This window comes from Pirellulales bacterium (genome assembly GCA_035546535.1).
GTDB lineage: Bacteria > Planctomycetota > Planctomycetia > Pirellulales > JACPPG01 > JACPPG01.
This window is the reverse complement of record DASZWQ010000153.1, coordinates 20,152-40,997: the sequence shown is the minus strand read 5'-3', so window position 1 is coordinate 40,997 and position 20,846 is coordinate 20,152. Positions and strand designations below refer to the sequence as shown.

Sequence of the window (20,846 nt, the reverse complement as noted above, 5' to 3'; positions counted from 1 at the left end):
TCGACCAGCTTTTGCTTGGCCTCGGGCGTCGCTTCCTTCAAGGCGAAGTAGACGTTGTGCGACAACAGCTTGCCATCCTTTGCGCCAGCGGCTTTGTCATCGACCGCACCCCAAGCGTACGACAAGCCCACGAGCAGCGTGCAAACGGTGGCGATGAGCAGCGACTTTTTCATGGCAGATTCCTTGGATTTGTTGGGATGCACGAGGCATGTTGAACGACGCAGTGAAGAGGCGCACAGCCACGAACTTAACCGCTGGCGCGGCGCGCGGAAAGTGGCCGCCGCCGGTATCTCTGGACGCCCCGCGCCTCACATGGCATAACCGTTCCGGGCGCAGGGAGCGTCCCCGTGGTTCACCAGTTGCCGTCGCGGAGCTTTCGGAGAATTCGCACCCATGACCCATGACGAAGCGGCCGCCGGAGATGAAGCTCACCAGCCGCGCTGGCAACCAATCCGGGCCATCGACCGGCGCGTGCTGGGCGTTCTGGTGGAAAAGGCCAAGACGACGCCTGACACCTATCCTTTGTCGCTCAACGGCTTGGTGACCGGCTGCAATCAAAAAAATAACCGCCACCCGCTCACGCAGTACGAGCCGCACGAGGTGGAAGAGTCGCTCGATCGGCTGCGCCTGCTGGGCGCCGTGGCCGCCGTGCAGGGGAGCGGCCGGGTGGGCAAGTACCGGCATTACATGTACGAATGGCTGGGGGTCGACAAGGTCGAGCTAGCGATCATGGCCGAGCTCTTGTTGCGCGGCGCCCAGACCGAAGGCGACCTGCGCGGCCGCGCGGCGCGGATGGACCCGATTCCCGACCTGACCACGCTGCGCACACTGCTCGATTCGCTCAAGGCCAAAGGGCTCATCCAAGCTCTCACGCCTGAAGGGCGCGGCCAGATCATTTCGCACGCCCTGTACCTGCCGGAGGAAGTGGAAAAGCTAAAGCGGCAATACGGCGAGCACGGCGGCGACGGCGCGCCGCGCCCGGTGCAGGCCGCGCAAGCACCCGTGGCAGCCGCGGCGCCGCGCCCAGCAGCGGTGTCGAGTGCGCCACCGGTTCAGAACGGCGAAATCGCTGCCCTGCGTCAGGAGATTGCCGACCTGCGGACGGCCGTTGCCCAATTGCGTTCGGATTTGGCTGACGTCGTGGGTCAATCGCAACAAAACGCCGACCAGATCGGCGAATTGCGGCAGGCGCTCGGAGGCTGAGCGGGCGCCGGGCCGTAGGGTGCGCTGCGCGCGCCAGAAAACAAGTTCTCGCGGCACGGTGCCCGCAGGGCACCCTACGGGCTGAGCGGGTGCCGGGGCCGTAGGGTGCGCTGCGCGCACCAGAAAAAAGGGTCTCGCGTCACGGTGCCCACAGGGCACCCTACAGATCCCGCCTACGGACCTTGCCGGTCTCATGGTCACCGCACGACTTCCGCATGCGTGTAACGTAAAATTGGTCAGCTGAAAACTCCGCCCACATTGTTGAATTAAACGGCGTCCCCGCGATCCATGAAGCTCGTCAAGTTATCGGCCGCGGTGTTGAATCAAACGCCGCTCGACTGGAACGGCAATCGCGACCGCATTCTTGCGGCCGTCGCCGCCGCGCGAGCCGAACGCGTCAGTATTCTTTGCCTGCCCGAGCTGTGCATCTCGGGCTATGGGTGCGAGGACGCCTTTCAATCGCCGGCCGTGCAGCACATGGCGGCCGCGGTGCTGGCCGAGATCGTGCCGCATACGAAAGGGATCGTCGTCTCGCTCGGCCTGCCGGTGCCGTATCAGCACGCCCTGTTCAATGCGGCGTGCCTGGTAGCGGACGGGCGGATCCTGGGCCTTGTCGCCAAGCGCTACCTGGCAGGCGATGGAATTCACTACGAGCCGCGCTGGTTCAAACCCTGGCCCGTCGGGCAGCGGGCCGAAGTAACGCTGGGCGAAGGCAAGTTCCCAATCGGCGATATCGATTTCAACGTCGGCGGCATCAAGATCGGGTTCGAAATTTGCGAAGATGCCTGGGTTGCCCAGCGTCCGGGGGCCGAATTGGCCCGGCGCGGCGCGGATATTATCCTCAATCCCAGCGCCAGCCACTTTGCCTTTGGCAAGATGGAGATTCGCCACCGCTTCGTGCTCGAAGGCTCGCGTACCTTCGGCGTCAGCTACGCCTATGCCAACTTGCTCGGCAACGAAGCGGGACGCGCGATCTACGACGGCGGAGCGCTCATTGCCTCGGGTGGCAAACTCGCGGCCACGGGCCCGCGGTTTTCGTTCGCCGATTGGCGATTGACCTCGGCCGTGGTTGATGTCGACGCCACGCGCATGCAGCAATCGCGGCTGGGAAGCTTCGAGCCGCGGCTCGACGTCGATAGCGCGACCGTGACGGCGCCCTTCGACTATCCGCGTCTGCAGCCCGAGAGCACGAAGGTCGAGCGTGCTGCCTGGGAAACCGGCCCTCACGTCAAAGAAGAAGAATTCGCCCGGGCCGTGTCGCTGGGACTGTTCGATTACATGCGGAAAAGCCGCTCGAACGGTGTCGTGATCTCGGCCAGCGGCGGGGCCGATTCCTCGGCCGTGGCCTGTCTGGCCGCGATGATGGTCGATCTGGGTGTCGGTGAGCTGGGACTGGAAGCCTACAAGCAGAAGCTGGCCTATCTGCCCGGCGTGCGCGCAGCGACGTCGCCAGCACATCTCATCAAGCAACTGGTCACGTGCGTCTACCAGTCGACGCGGAACAGTTCGCAAACCACGCGCGATGCCGCCACTGGCGTCGCCCAAGCCATCGGTGCGCAGTTTTATGAGTTCGACGTCGACAGGCTCGTACACGATTACGTGACGATGGTCTCACGGGCGATCGGCCGCGAACTTTCCTGGCAACAGGACGACCTGGCGCTGCAGAACATTCAAGCCCGCGTTCGCGCGCCGGGCGTGTGGATGCTGGCCAACCTTCGATCGGGTTTATTGCTGTCGACCAGCAATCGCTCAGAAGCGGCCGTTGGTTACGCCACAATGGATGGCGATACCAGTGGCGGCCTCTCGCCGATCGCCGGCATCGACAAGGCGTATTTGCGCTCCTGGTTGCGCTGGCTGGAAGTGACGGGTCCCGAGGGCGGGCGGTGCATCCCGGCGCTCGCGGCGGTGAATTGCCAGCCCCCGACGGCCGAGCTGCGCCCCTCCGAATCAGGACAAACGGACGAAGCCGACCTGATGCCTTACGAACTGCTGGACGCCATCGAGCGCGCGGCGATTCGCGACAAGCTCGCGCCGGTCGAAGTCTTCCAGCAGATGCAACCACGCTTCCCGCAATACTCGGCGCAGCAGTTAGGACAATGGGTCGAACGGTTCTTTCGCCTGTGGTGCCGCAATCAATGGAAGCGCGAGCGCTACGCCCCCAGCTTCCACTTGGACGACGAAAACTTGGATCCGAAGACCTGGTGCCGCTTCCCGATTCTGTCGGGTGGATACGAGCGCGAGTTGTCCGAGCTGCGCGCGTATGTAGATTCGCTGTAACCAAGCCAAGCGCGACGCTCTGATGGACGATCAAAAATCCTTCTCTTCGCGCTGGGCCCTGTTGTTCGCCATGCTCAGCATGGCGGTGGGCACGGGCAGCATCTGGCGCTTCCCGCGCATCCTGGCCAGCAACGGCGGCGGGACGTTTCTCGTTCCGTGGGTGATCTCGCTTTTCCTCTGGAGCATTCCGCTCATCATTCTCGAGTTCGGCCTGGGGCGCGGCATGCGGGCCGGGCCGCTGGGTTCGATCGTCCGCCTGGTTGGCCCAAAATTCGCCTGGATGGGAGCCTGGATCACGATGGCCGCCGTGGCGATCATGTTCTACTACTCGGTGATCACCGGCTGGGTGCTCGAGTATCTGATCGTCTCCTGCACGGGCCAGTTGGCGAGTGCCGACCCGCAGCAGTTTTACGACCAGTTCGTCGCCGGGCCACGGCCGCTCGTGTGGCACTTTGTGAGCATGAGCCTCGCACTTCTGGTGATCTGGCGCGGCGTCGGCGCCATCGAACGCGTCACGACGCTCCTCCTACCGAGCCTGTTTTTCCTGGTCGTGGCGCTGGCTGTGCGGGCCGTCCTGCTTCCCGGTGCCGAGAAGGGGTTAGCCTTCATCTTCACGGTCGATTGGTCGCAACTGGCCGACTACCGGATGTGGCTCGAAGCACTCACACAGAACGCCTGGGACACCGGCTCGGGCTGGGGTTTGATCACGGTCTACGCGATTTATGTCCGTCAGAAAGACGACAGCAGCGTCAATTGCTTCCTGTTGGGAATCGGGAACAACATCGCCTCGCTCCTGTCGGGCGTGGCCGTGCTTTGCACGATCTTTGCCATCATGCCCGAGGCCGAAAAACAGATCGTCGGGGCCGGCAACGAAGGATTAACTTTTATCTGGTTTCCACAACTGTTTGCCCGCATGCCGGCGGGCGGACTGTTCATGATTTTCTTTTTCGCCGCGCTGTTCATGGCGGCGTTCATGTCCCTGATCTCGATGGTCGAGTTGGCCGTACGCGGACTGCAAGACTTGGGCCTGACGCGGAACCGAGCGCTCGTGATTGCTGGCGTCCTGGGTCTGGCCGGCGGCGTGCCGAGCGCCTTGAGCCTCGATTTCCTCAAGAACCAGGATTGGGTGTGGGCCACGGCGTTGATTCCCAGCGGCCTGATGTTCGCCTTCGTCGCGGCCCGCTACGGGCTCGAGCAGTTCCGCAGTCGCTACATCAACCTGCCATGCAACCAGATGACGATCGGCCGCTGGTGGACCGTGATCATGGGCATTCTGGTTCCCCTGCAAGGAGTCGTGCTCCTGGCGTGGTTCTTCTGGCAGACGTTCCCGGCGGCCGAATCCAAGGAGGGTGCGTCGCTCGCCCTCTCCGCCCGGCTCGTCGAATGGCTGCGTCCCGACCGGATCGAAAACGTGGGCACCGTATTGGCGCAATGGGCCGTGTTATTGGCGGTGCTGTGGAGTGCCAATCGGTGGATGGGGCGGAGTGCGGCGGAAAAACGGATGACGTAGAAACGTCAAGGATATCGGCATGGAGGTTCGTGATGCGTTCCGTCAAGTCCTGCGAAATCATCGCGTGTGCGTTCGCTGTATGTCTGGCGATCGCATTACTGTCACTTTCAATTGCTACAGGGTCCAAGGCGCTCGGTGAAGAGGTCATCGAGTCTTTTACGATCGGCCACGACGGCGACGGCGTGTTTCTTCCCGTTCAAATTGCCGGGACGACCCACTTCTTCATCCTCGATACTGGTTGCACGAGGACCGTGATCGATAAATCCTTGATCGACCTCGAACCGGACGAGTCGACATGGCTGCGCGCTCCATCTGGCCCGGTCAAGGTCGCAGTGGCCGCAGCACCCGAAGCGCGCATCGGCAAGGAAGAACTTCGTGCGACGGTACGTCGCGTCGTATGCGCCGATCTAACAAGCTTCCGCGAGGCGTGGGACGAACGACTGTACGGCTTGCTCGGAATGGACTTTCTATCTAACAAAGTCGTCCGCATCGATTTCGACCGCGGGGTGTGTGAACTCCTCGGAGATCTTGGCACGGTCCCCGAAGAGCCCATCCGCTTTAAGCTCGGCGAGTTTCAGCAACCACAAATCAAGATCGAGAACGTCTGGAGATCTCCAAAGGTGTTCACCATCGATACAGGCGCGAGCGGCGACGGCATCCTGAAGTCGTACCTTGCGAAACAACGGATTGCCAACGGCAGCGCGCGCGACGTCGGTTCAGCTCTTTTTCAGGATCTCAATAAAATAGAATCTAAGTCAATGGTTCAGCTCGATGAACTTCCCATCGGAGGGCACCTCGCTAAGGGGCCAGTATTCTCGACAGCCGTTTTCGACGAAAACCGCATTGGGATGCAACTGCTATCACGTTTTGTGGTCACGTTCGATTTTCCGAAGAAAAGCCTATATCTCCGCCCCACGAATCGACTGAACGAGCCGGAGTCCATCGATCGGAGCGGGTTGCACATCATACGTCGCGATGGGATCGTGGTCGTAGATACGGTCGACGCAATGAGTCCCGCAGCGGAGGCGGATATTCGTCCCGGCGACACAATAAGCGAGATTGCCGGTGTTCAAGTGGCTGGGGAGCGGCTCGTCCGCCTTCGCCGACTTCTGAGACAGCAAGACGCCAACGTACTGATTGTCGGCAGACGTGGCGAAGAGATACTCCGCTTGTCCATGCACCTCAAATAGGCTGCTCATACAGCATGCTTATTCGCCTGCGGCGAAAAAGCATGGCACCCATCAGTGTGCCGTAGGGTGCCCTGTGGGCACCGACGCACTTTCTTTTGGTCATGGTGCGCAAAGTGCACCCTACATTCGGCGGAATTACATCCGCACGAAGGGCCGGTCTTCCAACCCCAGCCGCTTCATCTTCTTGTACAGCGTCGTGCGGTTGATGCCCAAGGAATCGGCCGTGGCGTGCCGGTTCCATTGGTTGCTTTCCAGCACTTCCAGGATGATCCGCCGCTCGGGTTCTTCGAGGGCTTGCTTGAGCGTGCGGCCGGCCACCGGTTCCAGCGCGCGACCGCTGCCACCGGCGACCGTAGCCGCCGGCAGATCTTCGACGCTGATCGGCCCGCCTTTGCCCAGCAGCACGGCCCGCTCGATGACGTTGGCCAGTTCGCGTACGTTGCCGGGCCAGTGATAGTGTTCAAGCGCGGTCATGCATTCATCGGTGAAGCCCGGCACCTGTTTGCCGCACTCCTCGCACACGTCCTGGAGGAAGTGCGCGGCCAAAAGCGGGATATCCGCCACGCGATCGCGTAGCGGCGGTATTTCGACATTGATGACGTTGATCCGGTAATACAAATCCTGGCGGAAACGCCCGGCTCGAACCAGTTCTTCCAGACTCTCGTTCGTGGCGAGGATCACCCGGGCGTCGACCTTGAAGGTCTTCGTGCCGCCGACCTGCTCGAACTCGAAGTCTTGCAGCACGCGCAGCAGCTTGACCTGCATGGCCGGGCTGGCCGTGGCGATCTCGTCTAAGAAGATCGTGCCGCCGTCGGCCAGCTTGAATTTGCCCGTTTTGTCGCTGACGGCGCTCGTGAACGCGCCGGCGACGTGGCCGAATAGCTCGCTTTCCAGCAACGTCTCGGGCAGCGCGCCGCAGGCCACTTCGACAAAAGGTTTATCGCGCCGCCGGCTTTGCCGGTGAATGGCCCGCGCGATCATCGACTTGCCGGTGCCGCTTTCGCCGGTGATCAAAACGCTGGCCCGAGTGTCGGCCACGCTTTGCACCATCTCGAAAACGCGGCGCATGCGATAGTCGTGCCCGACGATGCTCTCCATGCCGAAGCGGATGTCGAGCTGAGTCTTGAGATTCTTGTTCTCTTCGACGACGCGGCGGTGGTTGATGGCGCGATCGATGGCCATCTCCAGTTCGTCGTCGACGATCGGCTTGGTCACCAGGTCCGCGGCGCCGGCGCGAATCGCTTCGACGGCGGTTTCGACGGTACCGTAGCCGGTCATCAGAATGACGGCCGTGCCCGGGCGTTGCTCGCGGCAGTGCGCCAGGATGTCGAAGCCGTCGCCGTCACCGAGGCGCACATCGACGAGCGCCAAGTCGTATTGCTTTTTGCCCAAGGCCGCGTTGGCGTCGGCCACACCGGTTGTCGCATCAACGCTGAATCCCAGCTCGCGCAACCATGCGGCCATGGACTGTAACAGGGGACGATCATCGTCCACCAGCAACAAGGACCCTCGCTTCATGGGGAAAGCCTCGCCCGGGCGCGGACGTGCGGCCGAAAACCAAGCGCAAAGTCCCTCGCGCAGCGGTCGCGGTCATCGCGCTTGTTTATCTTCTGCGGCTGCGTTCCGGTGACAGCCGACAACGACGCGCTGCGGGCGGTACCCCTTGAGGTTCGAGGGCCACCCGATCGCCGTCGTTATATTCGTCTTTAACGTTCTTCCTGCCCCCCAGCGGCAGGGCCGCCGGGGCGACAAATGCGGCTCGGACAAGGTCCGTGGGGAGAAGGGACCGCAAGTGTCGTCAAATATCTACGTCACGCGATGTGCCAGGTCAACGCGGCAAGCTGCTCATTAGCCAGCAGTTGTGAGGATCGTGTTACAACTGTTGCGCCGTATTGGTTGTTCCGCCTGCGCCGGGTGGCTACGCTAATACTTTTAGGGGTCGAATGACCTCTGTGCTCTCTACGCGACGCCCCCCAGGAGTGTTCTGATGACCGTACGGCTATTGATCGCCGACGACCATGAAGTGGTTCGCCAAGGCTTAGCCAGCTTATTGGCCGGCACCGATGTGGAAATCATCTGCGAAGCCAGCCATCCCAGCGAAGCCGTGGAGATGGCGCACAAGCACAAGCCAGACGTGGCGCTATTGGACATTCGCATGATGGACGGCGGCGACGACGGCCTCACGGCGCTGGAGCAGATTCACAAGGACCTGCCCGAAACCCGCGTCGTCATGCTGTCGGCTTTCGATAATCCGACGTACATCGCGCGGGCCAACGCCCTGGGTGCCAGCGACTATTTGCTGAAGGGCTGCACGCGCGAGCAGTTGCTCGAGACGATTCACGCCGTCACCACGCGTGAGGGAACGGGCGACCACGGCGAGCTGAGCAAGGTGGCCGGTACGATGGCCACGCGCAAGAAGACCGAAGACGACGAAGCCTCGCTCACGCAGCGCGAGACGCAGGTGCTCCGTCACCTGGCGCTCGGCCTGTCGAACAAGGAGATCGCCAAGAGCCTCGAGATCAGCGTCGAGACGGTGAAAGAACACGTACAGCACGTGCTCCGCAAGATCGGCGTCAACGATCGCACGCAGGCTGCCGTGTGGGCCGTGCGCAAAGGGATCGTGTAAGCCGCCGACTACGCGGCCGGCCGATTGGCCGTTGCTTCTTGAGTTGCCGCGTCGCGGTTGAGTCCGCCATGCGGAGGCCCGACAACGATGTGCGCCGCGTCAATGCGCTTGCCCGTGGTCAGCCATTCCTCGGCGCGGCTGGCGGTCAATTCTCCCGAGCTGGGGAGCGTCAGCCCCCACTTCATCAGCCAGCGCAGGTAGGCGCGGCCGTGGCGCCAGGCATCGCGCGAAAATGCTTTGCGGCTGGCCCGCTGCTCGTGGTGAAAGCAACGCGTACCGCCGTTGAACATCACCTGCCAGCCGGCCCGCGCCATGCGCAGGCAGATATCCACGTCCTCGAAGTATTTGACGTATCGCTCATCAAACCGCCCCACGTCCTGAATGGCGTCACGGCGCACGAGCATGAAACAACCGCTCACCCAATCGCACGGATAGCAGTCGGTGATCGGCCGGTCTTGGTACAAGTGCTCGCCCAGCGGCCTCTTGAGCAGGCGTGCCAGCCCCAAGCGTCGCGCGGCAATCGTGCGCAGCGTGGGAAAGCGGCGTGCCGGAAAGCCATAGCTCCCGTCCGGTCGATAGATTTGGCAGATGCTTATGCCCGTGCGCGGTCGCTCATCCATGAAAGCGACCATCTTGGCCAGGCACTGGTCGGCCGGGCCGAAATACATGTCCGTGTTCATCAGCAGCACGTAACGGGACGTGCTGGCTGAAAGAATGCGATTCAGGTTCGCCGCGTACCCGAGGGGCTTCTCGTTACGCAGAACCTTGGTCTGCATCGGCCGCGCCCAATCGGCGACGCCATCGGCCGAGGCATTGTCGACCAGGATCAAGCGGGGGGTGATACCGCCCACCGAATCGGCCAACGACGACACAAGCGGCGTCATGAAATGGCGCTCGCCGGAATAGATGATTCCGACGTCGAGATCAAAGCGGCTGGTCGCGGCGCCGTGTGAAGTCCGGCCGCCCGATGACCGACGTCCGTGTACGTCAAACGCCAGGGCATCGAGCTCATTGGACGCGGACATAAGAACCTTCGCAGAACAGACGCGGGGCTTACGACACGGAGCCTCTTCGCGGTACGGCCCAGCCAGGGGGGCGTACAGTAACTGCTTGTGCCGAAGGGGTCAACGCCGAGTCGGCTGCATCCCGGGAATCGAATGCTGGCATGGCCGCGCCGGCATCAGGAAGCGGAACCGTGTGGGCGATTCAGGCCGCCGCTGCCGCCGCGGGCAGGACGCGCTCGGGATGCCCGATGGCCTGCACCTGTCCGCACTCGAGCCGCATGACGCGATCGCAAATGCGGCGCAGCAAGGCTGCTTCGTGCGAGACCACCAGGATCGTCCGACCCAGGCGAGCCAGCTCGCGGATCTTCGCCTCGCACGTTTGCTGAAAGGCCGCATCTCCCACGGCCAGCACCTCGTCGAGCAGCAGGATTTCGCTCTCCAAGTGCGCCGCCACGGAAAATGCCAGCCGCAGGTACATGCCGGTGGAATAGCGCTTGACCGGCAACTCCAGAAACTGCGCGACGCCGGACATGGCGACGATGGCGTCGAAGTTGCTGCGAATCTGCGACCGCCGCATGCCCAAGATTGCACCACTCAGATAGACATTCTCTCGGCCCGTGAGCTCCATGTGAAAACCGGTGCCGACTTCCAAGAGCGCGCCGACGCGCCCCCGGATCAGGGCCCGGCCGGCCGTGGGCTCGGTGATGCGGGCCAGAAGTTTCAGCAGCGTACTCTTGCCCGAGCCGTTGGGACCAGCCAGGCCGAAGACTTCGCCGCGGCTAATGTCGCAACTAACGTCTCGCAGGGCCCAATAGGCATCCGCCTCCTCGTTACATGCTTGCTTCTGGGCTGCTCGGTCCACGGTGTCGCGCACAATACGCGCCAATCGATCGCGCAGGGTCGCATGGCGGCGCGCCCCGCGGGCATGCCGATAGCATTTTGAGAGTTGCTCGATGCGAAGGATCGTATCGGACATGAGTCTTCAAATCGTGTCGGCGACCGAACGCTCGGTGAGGTGGAACACGGTTAGCCCAGTCGCCAGCAGCGCTAGCGCGGCGCATGTCGATATTGTCACAAGCCCCAGCGCCGGCGCCGGAGCGCCCAACAAGATGCAACGAAAGCATTGTACGGCCGTCAGTAGCGGATTCAGCGCGGCAACCGACCGCCACCCGGGCGGTACCAGTGCCAGCGAATAAACGATCGGCGTGCTGTACATCCATAATTGCACGAGAAACGGCAGCGCGTGACGTACGTCGCGATAGCGGGCATTGAGCGCGGCCAACCACAAGCCGGCGCCCGCCGCAGTGGCCAGCACCAGAACAATCGGCAGCGGCAACAGCAGCAACCGAACGCTCGGCATAGTTCCATACCAGCCGAGCACAGCGAGCGCCATGAAAAGCGCCGCGCCAAAATCCACAAGCGCCGCCAGCACGTTCGAAAGCGGTAACAGGACGCGCGGGAAGTAAACCTTGGTGATCAAGTTCACGTTCCCGACCAGCGAATTCGCGGCCGACGTGACGCCGGTGGCAAAGAGCATCCACGGCAAAAGGCCTGCCAGGCAAAAGGCCGGATAAGGCGCGCCGTCCGACTGTAGATGAGCCCAGCGGCCAAAAACCACGCTAAATATCGTCACCGTGGCCGCCGGTTGCAGAACTGCCCACGCCACGCCCAGCAGCGTCTGCTTATAGCGCACCTTGACGTCGCGCCACAGGAAGAAGCCGAGCAACTCGCGATGCCGCCAGAATTCGCCGACGGCCAGCCGCGGCCAACCGGTCGTCGACTCGATCGTTCGCCAGCCGGCCAGCGTACGAACGTCGGGCAAAGCATGACTGCCGTCTTCCATGACCGATCCTGCCCTGGGCCTCAAGCGGCGCGGCCGACAAATTCCACGGCGATTTGATGGAAGTCGATGCCGAGTTCAACCGGCGGCACGACTTCCCCCGACAATCGTCCCACCGCGGCAAGAGTCTCCAAAAGCGACAAGAGCGTTGGCAGCAGGTCGTTTCGCGCGTCAGCCGGCAGTCCCAAGAGCTGCAATTGGCAAAACGTGCCGTCAGCCAGGGGCAAGGCGAGCACCTGCGGCTGACCGACGATCACCACCCGAGGACCGGTTCTCCGCCAGGAATACCGCAATTGCTTCTCACGGTTGGCGAACAATAGCTCGAAGCCGCCGGCCTGCCGTTCATTCAGCGCGTGAACCAGGTCCGTCCAAGCCGAGTGCCACGTGGGCACCGGAGGTGGCGTAAGACCATGTGCGCGTTCTGCGACAATTCTCGAAACGTACTCCAGCGCGGCAACCGTCTTTTGCTTGAAGAGCGCCACTTCGTGATGGCCAAAGGCGCGCGTGCGAATCAGGAGGACCACCAGCGAAATGGCCGTGATCCAGCCCAGCCATTCGAAGCTCAAAAGCGTCGCAGCCGTGGCTGCGGCGCCGGTCGTCAGGCACAGCGCGCCAATGATGCACAACGCCTGCCAGTTGGTGAGGCCGCGTTCGAGCAGGCGATGGTGAATGTGACCGCGATCCGCGGCGTCGAACGCCTGGCCCGACAATTTCCGCCGCACGATGGCAAACACGGTATCGAGCATCGGCACGCTCATCACGACCGCCGGCACGGCGATCGAGAGCGTGGCGCTGGTCTTCAGGGCCCCTTGAATGCTGATCATTCCCACGACCAGCCCGATGACCATGCTGCCCGAATCACCGAGAAAAATGCTGGCGGGCGGGAGATTGTAAACCAGAAAGCCTGCCAGCGAGCCGGCGAGCACCAGGGCCACGATGCCGACCTGGGGATGCCCGGTGTTCACGGCGATCACGGCCATGATCAGCGAAGAGCAAAGTCCCACGACCGACGCCAGGCCATCCAGCCCATCGAGCAGGTTGAGCGAATTGATACAGCCGACGAGCCACAGCACCGTCAGCGGAATTCCCAGCCACCCCAGCTCGATCGGATAGCCAAACGCCACGACGCGATCGAAGGAATAACCGGCCAGCACGACCGGGATCACCGACACGACTTGCAGCAGCAACTTCAGACGGGCGTTCAAATCGCGGCTATCGTCGACGCACCCGACGAGACACACGAGTCCGCACGCCAGGATGACGGTGGTCGATAATTGGTCGAATGCCGCGCTGGGCGTCGATGCGAAACGAACCGCCAGCAAGCCCACCACCAGCGCCAAGTAAACCGCCATCCCGCCCCATAACGGCACCGGACGACCGTGATGCTTGCGAACGCTGTCGGGATTGTCCAGCACGCTGCAGCGGCGGGCAAGGGCGCGGGCGACGGGCGTTAATAGCAGCGATGCGGCAACGGCGACCGCCAGGCCCATCTTCACCGAGCTATCCGCGAGAACCGAAAAATACATCGGGTGGATGACTGAGTAGTGACACCGCGGGATGGAAACGAACGAGGGTCAACGACGTGGAACAGGCGCGCTTGTCGTTTGCTGGTCCAGGTCGGCCGGACGATGGATGCGGCCGAGCACCAGCATGTTTTTCGTCGAGGCGGGAATACGTTCCGCCGGAATCAGCTCCAGGCCGAGACGCTCGCGCTGGGCCAGGATCGGCTCATAATCAGCCGGCTGTTGACGACGTTTGGAAATTACGACGACGTCCGGCGCAACGCCGTCAAGCCATTGCGCTAGCGCGTCGCCCGACAATGTCATGGGAAACGGAAAGGCCTCGGTCTGTGCATAAAAGCCGACGACGGCCAACTGGCTCTCCGAACCGACGACAACGGACGATGCGCCGTATCGGTCGTAAATCCAGTTGCCCAGTCCGGCCAGTGCTTCGCGACTTTTGAAGTCGCTCGACACGGCGTCGATCGTGCCCACGAGCATCGCCAGCACGAGCAGGGCCGTCGCGGCCGACCATTTGGCCCGCGGCCAGCGCTGCGAAAACCACGCTTCGGCTAGCCGGCCAAAATCCAGAATTCCAATCGCAGCGCCGCGCGTCGCCAACAGCACGATCGTCAACACGTAACGGCTACTCGCCTGGTGTGCGTACCACAAGTGAATCCACACGGCCGCAACGACCACCAATGCCAAGAGCAGCATGGGCAGATGATCGCTGCGGTGGAACAGCCGCAAATGGGTGAGATACCCGGCGAACATCATAATCGCAAACAGCGGCGTCAAGCCACGCTCGCACACGTTGAGCATCGTCAGCGCCGCCTCACGGAGTGTCCAATCCGCGGCGTGCGGGTCCGTGATTTCGGCCGCGGTCAATGGTGCCGGAGCGATTGCCGGCGCCGGTGGGGACGCGGCAGCGACCGCCAAATCACCCGCGGCACTCGCGGCAGGCGATTCGTCTGCCGGTACACGCCACGACAAGAACCAGTTGCCCACGCGCTTGACGGGATCGAGACGCAACTGGTTTCCCCTGACGCCCTCGGGCTGCAAGAGACCGAAGGCATAAAACACGAGCGGCATCATTGCCAGGCTGCACGCCCAGCCGCCGACGAGTCGCCACCGGGCCGCGTGCAGATGCCAGAATCGCACGACGGTCCAACCGACCAGCGGAAACAGCAAGAACCAGCCTTCGAATCGCGTGAGTACCGTCACCGCAGTCGCCGCGCCGCCGGCGACAAACCAGCGCATGTCGACTTCGACCGCGGCGCGCCATAGGAGATAGATCGCCAGTAAGAAGAACAGCCAAAACGACGGTTCGCGTACGGCTTCCGGGCTCCATTCGATCAACTTCGGATGCGTCGCGTACAACAGACACGCCAGCACGGCCACGCGATCATCGAACTGCCGGCGCGCCCAGCCGAACAAAGGCAACACGGCCAGCGACGCGGCCAGCACGCCGTAGATTTTCGCCGCGTCCTCCCAGCCCAGGCCCAGTCGATGTAACGTGGCCAAGGCGAACGGAAACGTGCCGGACTGCAAATGACTGACATCGTCCGGGTCGACGCGTCCCTCTTCGAGCTTATCGGCCAGCTCGAAATAGATGACGCCATCGGCGCATACTGTGTCGACGCGCAGTGCCATGAGTAGGCGCGGCACCAGACAAGCCACGAGTAGCACGAGCGCCAGGCCGATCCGGAGAGGCACGCGCTCGCGCGCGGGGGCCGCGGTCGCCAGACGGTTGGCGTATTCCCGCGGCGTCTCTATCGCCAGTAGCGCCTGCCAGTTGGCTCGCATCCTTGAGAGCATTTCGATTCCGCCGACGTTGTTCTAATCCAGCATTTCGCCCCGAGGCTCCGCCGTCGCTTGAGCCAGGCGAAGAGCGGCTCGATCGGTCAGTCGCGCGCGGCCCGAGAACGCTGCTATCACGGCATCGATCTCGCGCGCAACCTGGTCGGAACGGTGTACCGCATTGGGGAGCTTCGGACCATATCAGTTGTGCGCGTCCCAAGCGTGCGAGGAGAAGTGAGTAAGCTGCGGAGGATCGTCCTCTCGTCGAACGATGTTTTTGGAATGCTAGCAGGGGCCGATCGCATGTTGGCCAACTGGTGAGCTGACGAGCGGGCGAGTTGTTTGGACTTGACGCGTTCGGCGATCGCCAGTTATCCAGCCAGCGCCGACGGCTCATTTTTCTTTCGAGTGCCATGACATGACGCGCGCCACGATCCAAGAAACGCCCGCCCGACGCGGCGGCGAACGATCGAAACCGCTCACCGGTGAGCCTGTCCGCGCGTCGCGCTGGCGCGCCTGGGTCCGATCGCCCTGGACCTGGCTTTTGATGGTCGCCGTCGCGGCCATGATCGCCGCCAGCAACGTGCGGATGTCCACAGGCCCCGCGGCCGGTAGCGCGTTCGAAGGGACGGCCGCTCCGATCACGGCGACGCAGCCGCGCTTCCGCGTCGGCATCTTTAACATTCATGGCGGCCGCGGACCCGACAATGTGCGTGACCTAACTCGAACTGCCGACTGCCTGCGCGACATCGATCTCGTGGGCATGAACGAAGTTCTCGGCCCAAAACTGTGGTGGCAGACCGACCAGTGCCAGCAGTTGGGCAAGTTGCTCGACACGCAATGGTTGTTCGCACCCACCGAATCGCGCTGGTGGGACGGCTCATTCGGCAATGGCCTCTTGTGCCGGCTGCCGGTAACCGCCTGGCAGCGGATTCCCTTGCCGCGGGCCGGCGCCCATACGCACCGCAACGTGGTGTTTTCGACGATCGACGTAAGTGGTCACGCGGTCCATGTGCTGCTCACGCACCTGGATAGCCGCGATGCGGAACGGCGCCACGAACAACTGCGCACCGTCGGTGAACTGTTTCTGTCGCTGGCGCCGCCTGCGATCCTCTTGGGCGACATGAACACCCTGCCCGACGATCCGCAATTGCAGGAGCTATTGGGCGTTCCCGGCGTCGTCGATGCGGTTGCCGCCGGCATGACCGAGCCGCCGCCGCGGCGGATCGATTGGCTCCTCACGCGCGGCCTGCGCACGGTCGCGGCGGGCTGCGAGGACCACGGCGCGAGCGACCACCCGCTCTATTGGGCCGACGTCGAAGTCGTCGAATAACGGCCGCCAGGAATCGCGCTGCTTGACCGCCTCGGGTGGGCCATCTATCCTGCGCGCGGCGCTGGTGGAGCGCGAAAACTGAGCCGAACTCCTCGGCCCGATATCTTTCGCGCCGCAAAGATTTATCCGGGAGACCGCCGTGGTGGGATCCGACAATCGACGCAATGCAATCATCACGGGCGCAGCCAGCGGCTTAGGGCGGGCGATCGCGCTGCGGCTGGCGCGCGACGGATGGCGAATGGCCCTGGTGGACGTGAACGACACGGCCAACGACGAAACGTTGCGCCTGGTGCGCAGCGCCGGCGGCGACGGCTTCACGTACCACATGGATGTGTCGCAGCCGTCTGCCTGGCAAGCGCTGCGCAACCGCCTCGAATCCGAATGGCAGAATCTCGACCTCTTGGTGAATAATGCCGGCGTGGCGGGCTCGGGCGAGGTAGGGAAGTATTCGATCGACGACTGGCATTGGATTCTCGGCATCAACCTGAACGCCGGAATCTACGGCTGCCATTACTTCATCCCGTGGCTGAAAAAAAATCCGCGCGGCGCTCACATCATCAATACCGCGTCGCTGGCCGCCGTGGCCGCCAAGCCAGGTATGGCCGGCTATAACGTAGCGAAGGCCGGCATGCTTTCGCTCTCAGAGACGCTGTACGGCGAGCTCAAGCCGCACAACGTGGGCGTCACGGTCGTCTGTCCGTCGTTCTTTCAGACGAACCTGCTGAACGAAGGCCGGCTGGAAAAGATCGATCGCGACCTGGCCTCGAAGATGATGAAGGTGGCCAACTTTACCGCCGACGACGTCGCCAATGCCGCGGTGCAAGCTATTGCCGACAAGCGGCTATACGTCGTGCTGCCGCGACAGGGACGCATCTTCTGGCGATTGAAGCGGTTCTTCCCCAACTACGTTTGCAACCTGCTGGCCAAGGATTGGGCGAAGCAACTGGCGGCGCTGAAGAAGGAACCGCCGGCCGCCGCGCCGCCACAAATCGCCGAAAAAACCGCCGTTTGATTTGGCATGCTCAGCCTGAAAAGCAGCACCGCACCGTGGTGGCTCGATACGGTCGAAGAAAACCTGGCCGATATCCTGATCGACCATGCGCATTGCGAAAAGAAGGCCGCCGGCACGGCGATGAACCTGATCTTCGCTTATGTCGACAGGGTCGAGCTGGTGCGCGAGCTGTCGGGAATCGTCAACGAAGAGCTGGAGCATTTTGGCCAGGTGCTCGATCTGATCCAATCGCGCGGCTGGCGCTTTCGCCGACTCACGCCGTCAAGCTACGGCCGGCAGTTGAACGACCTGGTGCGCAAGCAAGAGCCGGGCAAGGCCGTTGACCGGCTGCTCGTGGCCGGTTTGATCGAAGCCCGCTCTTGCGAGCGGTTCGCGCTGTTGAAGGACCGGATCCGCGATCGAGAGCTGGCCGATTTCTATGCCAGCCTGTTCGAATCCGAAGCGCGCCATCACGCCACCTACGTCCGCCTGGCCATGCTCTTTGCCAAGCCCGAGGTTGTGAATGCGAGGTTGGACGAGTTGTCGGCGGCCGAGGCCGAGATCATCGACCGCGGCGACCCACTGGCGCGGATGCACAGTTAGGCAGAAGTGCGGAACGATGAGTGCTGAGTGATGAGCGGTGGATAGGCGCCTTCGCCGTTCAACCCATCATTCTGCATTCATCATTTTTCCTTATCTCGATGTTCTCTGTGAGCTCTGTGGCATTCCTTACGATACCCTCACCCTACCCTCTCCCTGAAAGGGAGAGGGATTTCACTAAAACGTCTTGCACAGGCTGCCGCCGTCGACCACCAGCACGGCGCCCGTGATGTAGCTGCCGGCTTCGCTGGCGAGCAAGAGTGCGGGGCCCGCCAATTCGCGCGGGTCGCCCCAGCGGCCCAAAGCGGTGCGATCGGCGAAGACTTTTTTCTCGTCGGCCGAAAGCAGGTTGCCCGGCAGGTCGGTAAGAAACGGGCCCGGGGCGATGCAATTCACCGTGATATTGTCCCTGCCCAGGTCGAGCGCGCTCGCCCGGGCCATACCGATCAGTGCTGCCTTGGTGGCCGAGTAGGCGTTGCGTCCTTCCTTGGAGGCCAGCCCCATGATCGACGAGATGTGAATGATCCGGCCCCAGCGTCGCTCCTTCATTTGCGGCGCGAGCGCCCGCGTCACTGCCATGCAACTGGTCAGGTTCAGCTCGATGACCCGATCCCAGTCTTCGTCGGTGATCTTGTCGATCGGCTGCGGTGTATTGCCGCCGGCGTTGTTCACGACGATATCGACGCGGCCCAGCCGCTTGAGCGATTCAGCGGCCAGTCGCTGCACGTCGGCCCGCTCGGTCATGTCGGCCACGATGTACTCGCGGCGGCCGGTCGTCCCCTGGCCGATTTCGTCGAGCGCCGCACGCAGCTCGTTTTCGTGCCGGCTGCTGATGATCACGTCGGCACCAGCCTCGGCAAACCCCCGGGCCATGGCCTTACCGAGCCCCTTGCTGCCCCCGGTCACCAGGGCCACGCGTCCGGAAAGATCGAAGAGAGAGTTTTTCATGGGTGCCTCGATGGTAGTTAGAATCTCAGGATGCGCAGGATCACCACAGCTCACATACTGGCCGACAAGGCGCTCGATGAGCCATGCGGGCAGCGCTGCGTCGACTGGGCGATCTCGATGCTCCTCGAGGGACGAGACGGCGAATATCTGACAAGGCTAGCGGGCATGCTGCCGCCATACAACCACTTTGAAGTCGCCGCATTGCGCGACAATGCCCTTCGCGAGCAAGCAATCGTGGCACTTGATCCACGAGTGGCTGTTCTCACACATGCTACCGAGCAGTTGCGGATGGCCCTCTCCGATGACGTAGAACTGGTCGAAGCCGTCGCATTGGCACACGACCTCTGCATCTCGCTCGACTACGCGAAAGAGCTGTTTGACTTTTACCTCTTGTTCAACGCTTACCAGGACCTGCTCACAGCCGAAGTTCAGTGGTACTGGAACGGCGCGACAAGCGAAAACATAGTCGCAATCATTCGCGAACGCGCTGCGCAATTTGTCGGTCACAATCCATAGTGCGGCTGATCTGGGTCACGGTCCAATCCGCGGAAAGGCCTTTATGTCCCAACCAGTCCGTATCGCAAACGTGACGCACCTAATCGGTTTTCGCGTCAGGCTCGATTTCACTGACGGAACACAGAAGGAAATCGACTTGAACCCGTATTTGCGCGGCCCGATCTTTCAGCCGCTGCGCGACGATCCACGGCAGTTTGCAAGCGTTAAAGTTGATCCGCGCCTCGGCACGATCGTTTGGGAAAACGGCGCCGACATCGACCCCGATGTTCTCTATCAGGGGCTGGAACCCGCCTGGATGTCCGAAGGCGAACGCTCGCAGCAATAATACTGCAGGTCCGACAGTCGACCCGTCGCCCTACAGCGCCTCACAGACCAAATCGCCGACTTGTTGCGTGCTGTAGCCCATTCGGCCGGCGGCCTGGCTCTTCATCTTGGTGCCGGTGACGCTGCGGATCGCCTTGTTCACCCGCGCGGCCGCGGCCGGCTGGCCCGTGTGCTCAAGCAGCATGCCCAGGGCGTTGATCGCGGCGATCGGGTTGATGACGTTCTGGCCCGTGTACTTCGGCGCGCTGCCGCCCATCGGCTCGTACATGCTGGTGCCGCCCGGGTCGGGATTGATGTTGCCGCCGGCGGCCACGCCCATCCCGCCCTGAAGGATGCCGCCCAGGTCGGTGATGATGTCGCCAAACATGTTGGTGGTGACGATCACATCGTAGTATTCGGGGTTCTTCACCATCCACATGCAGCAAGCGTCGACGTGGTTGTAATCGGCCTTGATGTCGGGATATTCCTTGGCCACGTCCTGAAAGGTGCGCCACCACAGGTCATGGCCGTAGGTGAGCACGTTCGTCTTCGCCACCAGGGTGAGCATCTTTTTCGGATTGTTCCGCTTGCGCGTGAACTCAAAGGCCCAGCGGATGCACCGCTCGCAACCCTTGCGGGTGTAGATGGCCGTTTGCGTGGCGACCTCGTCGGCAGTGTTCTTCTTCAAAAAGCCGCCGACGCCGCAGTACATGTCCTCGGTGTTTTCGCGCACCACCACGAAATCGACGTCCTTGGGCCCCTTGTCCTTCAGCGGCGTTTCCACGCCTGGGAACAACTGCACGGGGCGCAAGTTGATGTACTGATCGAGCTGAAAGCGCAGCTCCAGGAGCAGCCCTTTCTCCAAAATACCCGGCTTTACGTCCGGATGGCCGACCGCGCCCAGATACATGGCATCGAAGGTGCGCAGCTCGTCGATCGCGCCCGGGGGGAGAATCTCGCCGGTGCGCAGGTAGCGGTCACCGCCGAAATCGTAGTGTACGAGCTCGTACTTGAAATTCTCGAGCTTTGCGACGGCGTCCAGAACTTTCAAACCTTCGGCGGCCACTTCCGGGCCGGTACCATCGCCACCGATTACGGCGATCTTCAAACTCTTATTGTTGGCCAAGACGAGAACTCCACCTGGGGGTGACAATTACGAGCAAATCGAGCAGGAAAGAATCGCCGATTCTAACCGCCGTGCGGGGG

18 protein-coding genes are annotated in these 20,846 nt (G+C 62.5%); 10 read left to right on the top strand and 8 right to left on the bottom strand.

The window, feature by feature from the left end; genetic code table 11:
- Positions 1 to 393 precede the first annotated feature (393 nt).
- The 4 genes from VHD36_18270 (at position 394) to VHD36_18255 (ending at position 6,180) form a co-directional block, all read left to right on the top strand.
- On the top strand, positions 394 to 1,203 hold the full coding sequence (locus VHD36_18270; protein ID HVU89278.1) for a DUF480 domain-containing protein: 810 nt from the start codon (positions 394 to 396) through the stop codon (positions 1,201 to 1,203).
- 288 nt (positions 1,204 to 1,491) lie between these two features.
- Entirely contained in the window at positions 1,492 to 3,480 is a 1,989-nt protein-coding gene (nadE, locus tag VHD36_18265; protein HVU89277.1) for an NAD(+) synthase, read from the top strand.
- Between the two features lie 22 nt (positions 3,481 to 3,502).
- Positions 3,503 to 4,990, top strand: a complete 1,488-nt coding sequence (locus tag VHD36_18260; protein HVU89276.1) for a sodium-dependent transporter — start codon at positions 3,503 to 3,505, stop codon at positions 4,988 to 4,990.
- Positions 4,991 to 5,022: 32 nt separating this feature from the next.
- A complete protein-coding gene (locus VHD36_18255; protein HVU89275.1) occupies positions 5,023 to 6,180 on the top strand; it encodes an aspartyl protease family protein in 1,158 nt (385 codons plus the stop codon).
- A gap of 135 nt (positions 6,181 to 6,315) precedes the next feature.
- Here the strand turns inward: VHD36_18255 and VHD36_18250 are convergent, their stop codons facing one another.
- Entirely contained in the window at positions 6,316 to 7,698 is a 1,383-nt protein-coding gene (locus VHD36_18250) for a sigma-54 dependent transcriptional regulator (protein HVU89274.1), read from the bottom strand.
- Positions 7,699 to 8,167: 469 nt separating this feature from the next.
- On the opposite strand from VHD36_18250, the gene VHD36_18245 reads away from it, so the two are divergent.
- Positions 8,168 to 8,806, top strand: a complete 639-nt coding sequence (locus VHD36_18245; protein ID HVU89273.1) for a response regulator transcription factor — start codon at positions 8,168 to 8,170, stop codon at positions 8,804 to 8,806.
- 8 nt (positions 8,807 to 8,814) lie between these two features.
- Here the strand turns inward: VHD36_18245 and VHD36_18240 are convergent, their stop codons facing one another.
- The 5 genes from VHD36_18240 to VHD36_18220 all read right to left on the bottom strand — a co-directional run bounded on the left by VHD36_18240 (position 8,815) and on the right by VHD36_18220 (position 14,967).
- The gene (locus VHD36_18240; GenBank protein ID HVU89272.1) at positions 8,815 to 9,831 is read right to left on the bottom strand and encodes a glycosyltransferase; all 1,017 of its coding nucleotides are present in this window, start codon (positions 9,829 to 9,831) and stop codon (positions 8,815 to 8,817) included.
- Between the two features lie 181 nt (positions 9,832 to 10,012).
- Complete coding sequence (locus VHD36_18235) at positions 10,013 to 10,786, bottom strand: ABC transporter ATP-binding protein (protein ID HVU89271.1); 774 nt, start codon at positions 10,784 to 10,786, stop codon at positions 10,013 to 10,015.
- Positions 10,787 to 10,792: 6 nt separating this feature from the next.
- Positions 10,793 to 11,653: an ABC transporter permease gene (locus VHD36_18230; protein HVU89270.1), complete on the bottom strand. Its 861-nt coding sequence runs from the start codon at positions 11,651 to 11,653 to the stop codon at positions 10,793 to 10,795.
- Positions 11,654 to 11,673: 20 nt separating this feature from the next.
- Positions 11,674 to 13,176, bottom strand: coding sequence for an MraY family glycosyltransferase (locus tag VHD36_18225; GenBank protein HVU89269.1), 1,503 nt, complete (start codon positions 13,174 to 13,176; stop codon positions 11,674 to 11,676).
- A 48-nt stretch (positions 13,177 to 13,224) separates the two neighbouring features.
- Entirely contained in the window at positions 13,225 to 14,967 is a 1,743-nt protein-coding gene (locus VHD36_18220) for a glycosyltransferase family 39 protein (GenBank protein ID HVU89268.1), read from the bottom strand.
- 400 nt (positions 14,968 to 15,367) lie between these two features.
- Here VHD36_18220 and VHD36_18215 point away from each other — a divergent pair, with 400 nt between their 5' ends.
- The 3 genes from VHD36_18215 to VHD36_18205 all read left to right on the top strand — a co-directional run bounded on the left by VHD36_18215 (position 15,368) and on the right by VHD36_18205 (position 17,876).
- Positions 15,368 to 16,282 (top strand): endonuclease/exonuclease/phosphatase family protein, encoded by a 915-nt coding sequence (locus VHD36_18215; protein ID HVU89267.1) that lies wholly within the window; start codon positions 15,368 to 15,370, stop codon positions 16,280 to 16,282.
- A gap of 139 nt (positions 16,283 to 16,421) precedes the next feature.
- A complete protein-coding gene (locus tag VHD36_18210; protein HVU89266.1) occupies positions 16,422 to 17,294 on the top strand; it encodes an SDR family NAD(P)-dependent oxidoreductase in 873 nt (290 codons plus the stop codon).
- Positions 17,295 to 17,300: 6 nt separating this feature from the next.
- Positions 17,301 to 17,876, top strand: coding sequence for a tRNA-(ms[2]io[6]A)-hydroxylase (locus tag VHD36_18205; protein HVU89265.1), 576 nt, complete (start codon positions 17,301 to 17,303; stop codon positions 17,874 to 17,876).
- A gap of 174 nt (positions 17,877 to 18,050) precedes the next feature.
- Here the strand turns inward: VHD36_18205 and VHD36_18200 are convergent, their stop codons facing one another.
- The gene (locus VHD36_18200; protein HVU89264.1) at positions 18,051 to 18,821 is read right to left on the bottom strand and encodes an SDR family NAD(P)-dependent oxidoreductase; all 771 of its coding nucleotides are present in this window, start codon (positions 18,819 to 18,821) and stop codon (positions 18,051 to 18,053) included.
- A 30-nt stretch (positions 18,822 to 18,851) separates the two neighbouring features.
- Between VHD36_18200 and VHD36_18195 the strand changes: the two genes are divergently transcribed.
- Together VHD36_18195 and VHD36_18190 are read left to right on the top strand one after the other, a co-directional pair.
- On the top strand, positions 18,852 to 19,337 hold the full coding sequence (locus tag VHD36_18195; GenBank protein HVU89263.1) for a hypothetical protein: 486 nt from the start codon (positions 18,852 to 18,854) through the stop codon (positions 19,335 to 19,337).
- 43 nt (positions 19,338 to 19,380) lie between these two features.
- Complete coding sequence (locus VHD36_18190) at positions 19,381 to 19,662, top strand: DUF2442 domain-containing protein (protein ID HVU89262.1); 282 nt, start codon at positions 19,381 to 19,383, stop codon at positions 19,660 to 19,662.
- 30 nt (positions 19,663 to 19,692) lie between these two features.
- Here the strand turns inward: VHD36_18190 and VHD36_18185 are convergent, their stop codons facing one another.
- Entirely contained in the window at positions 19,693 to 20,766 is a 1,074-nt protein-coding gene (locus VHD36_18185; GenBank protein HVU89261.1) for a 3-isopropylmalate dehydrogenase, read from the bottom strand.
- Positions 20,767 to 20,846: the final 80 nt, after the last annotated feature.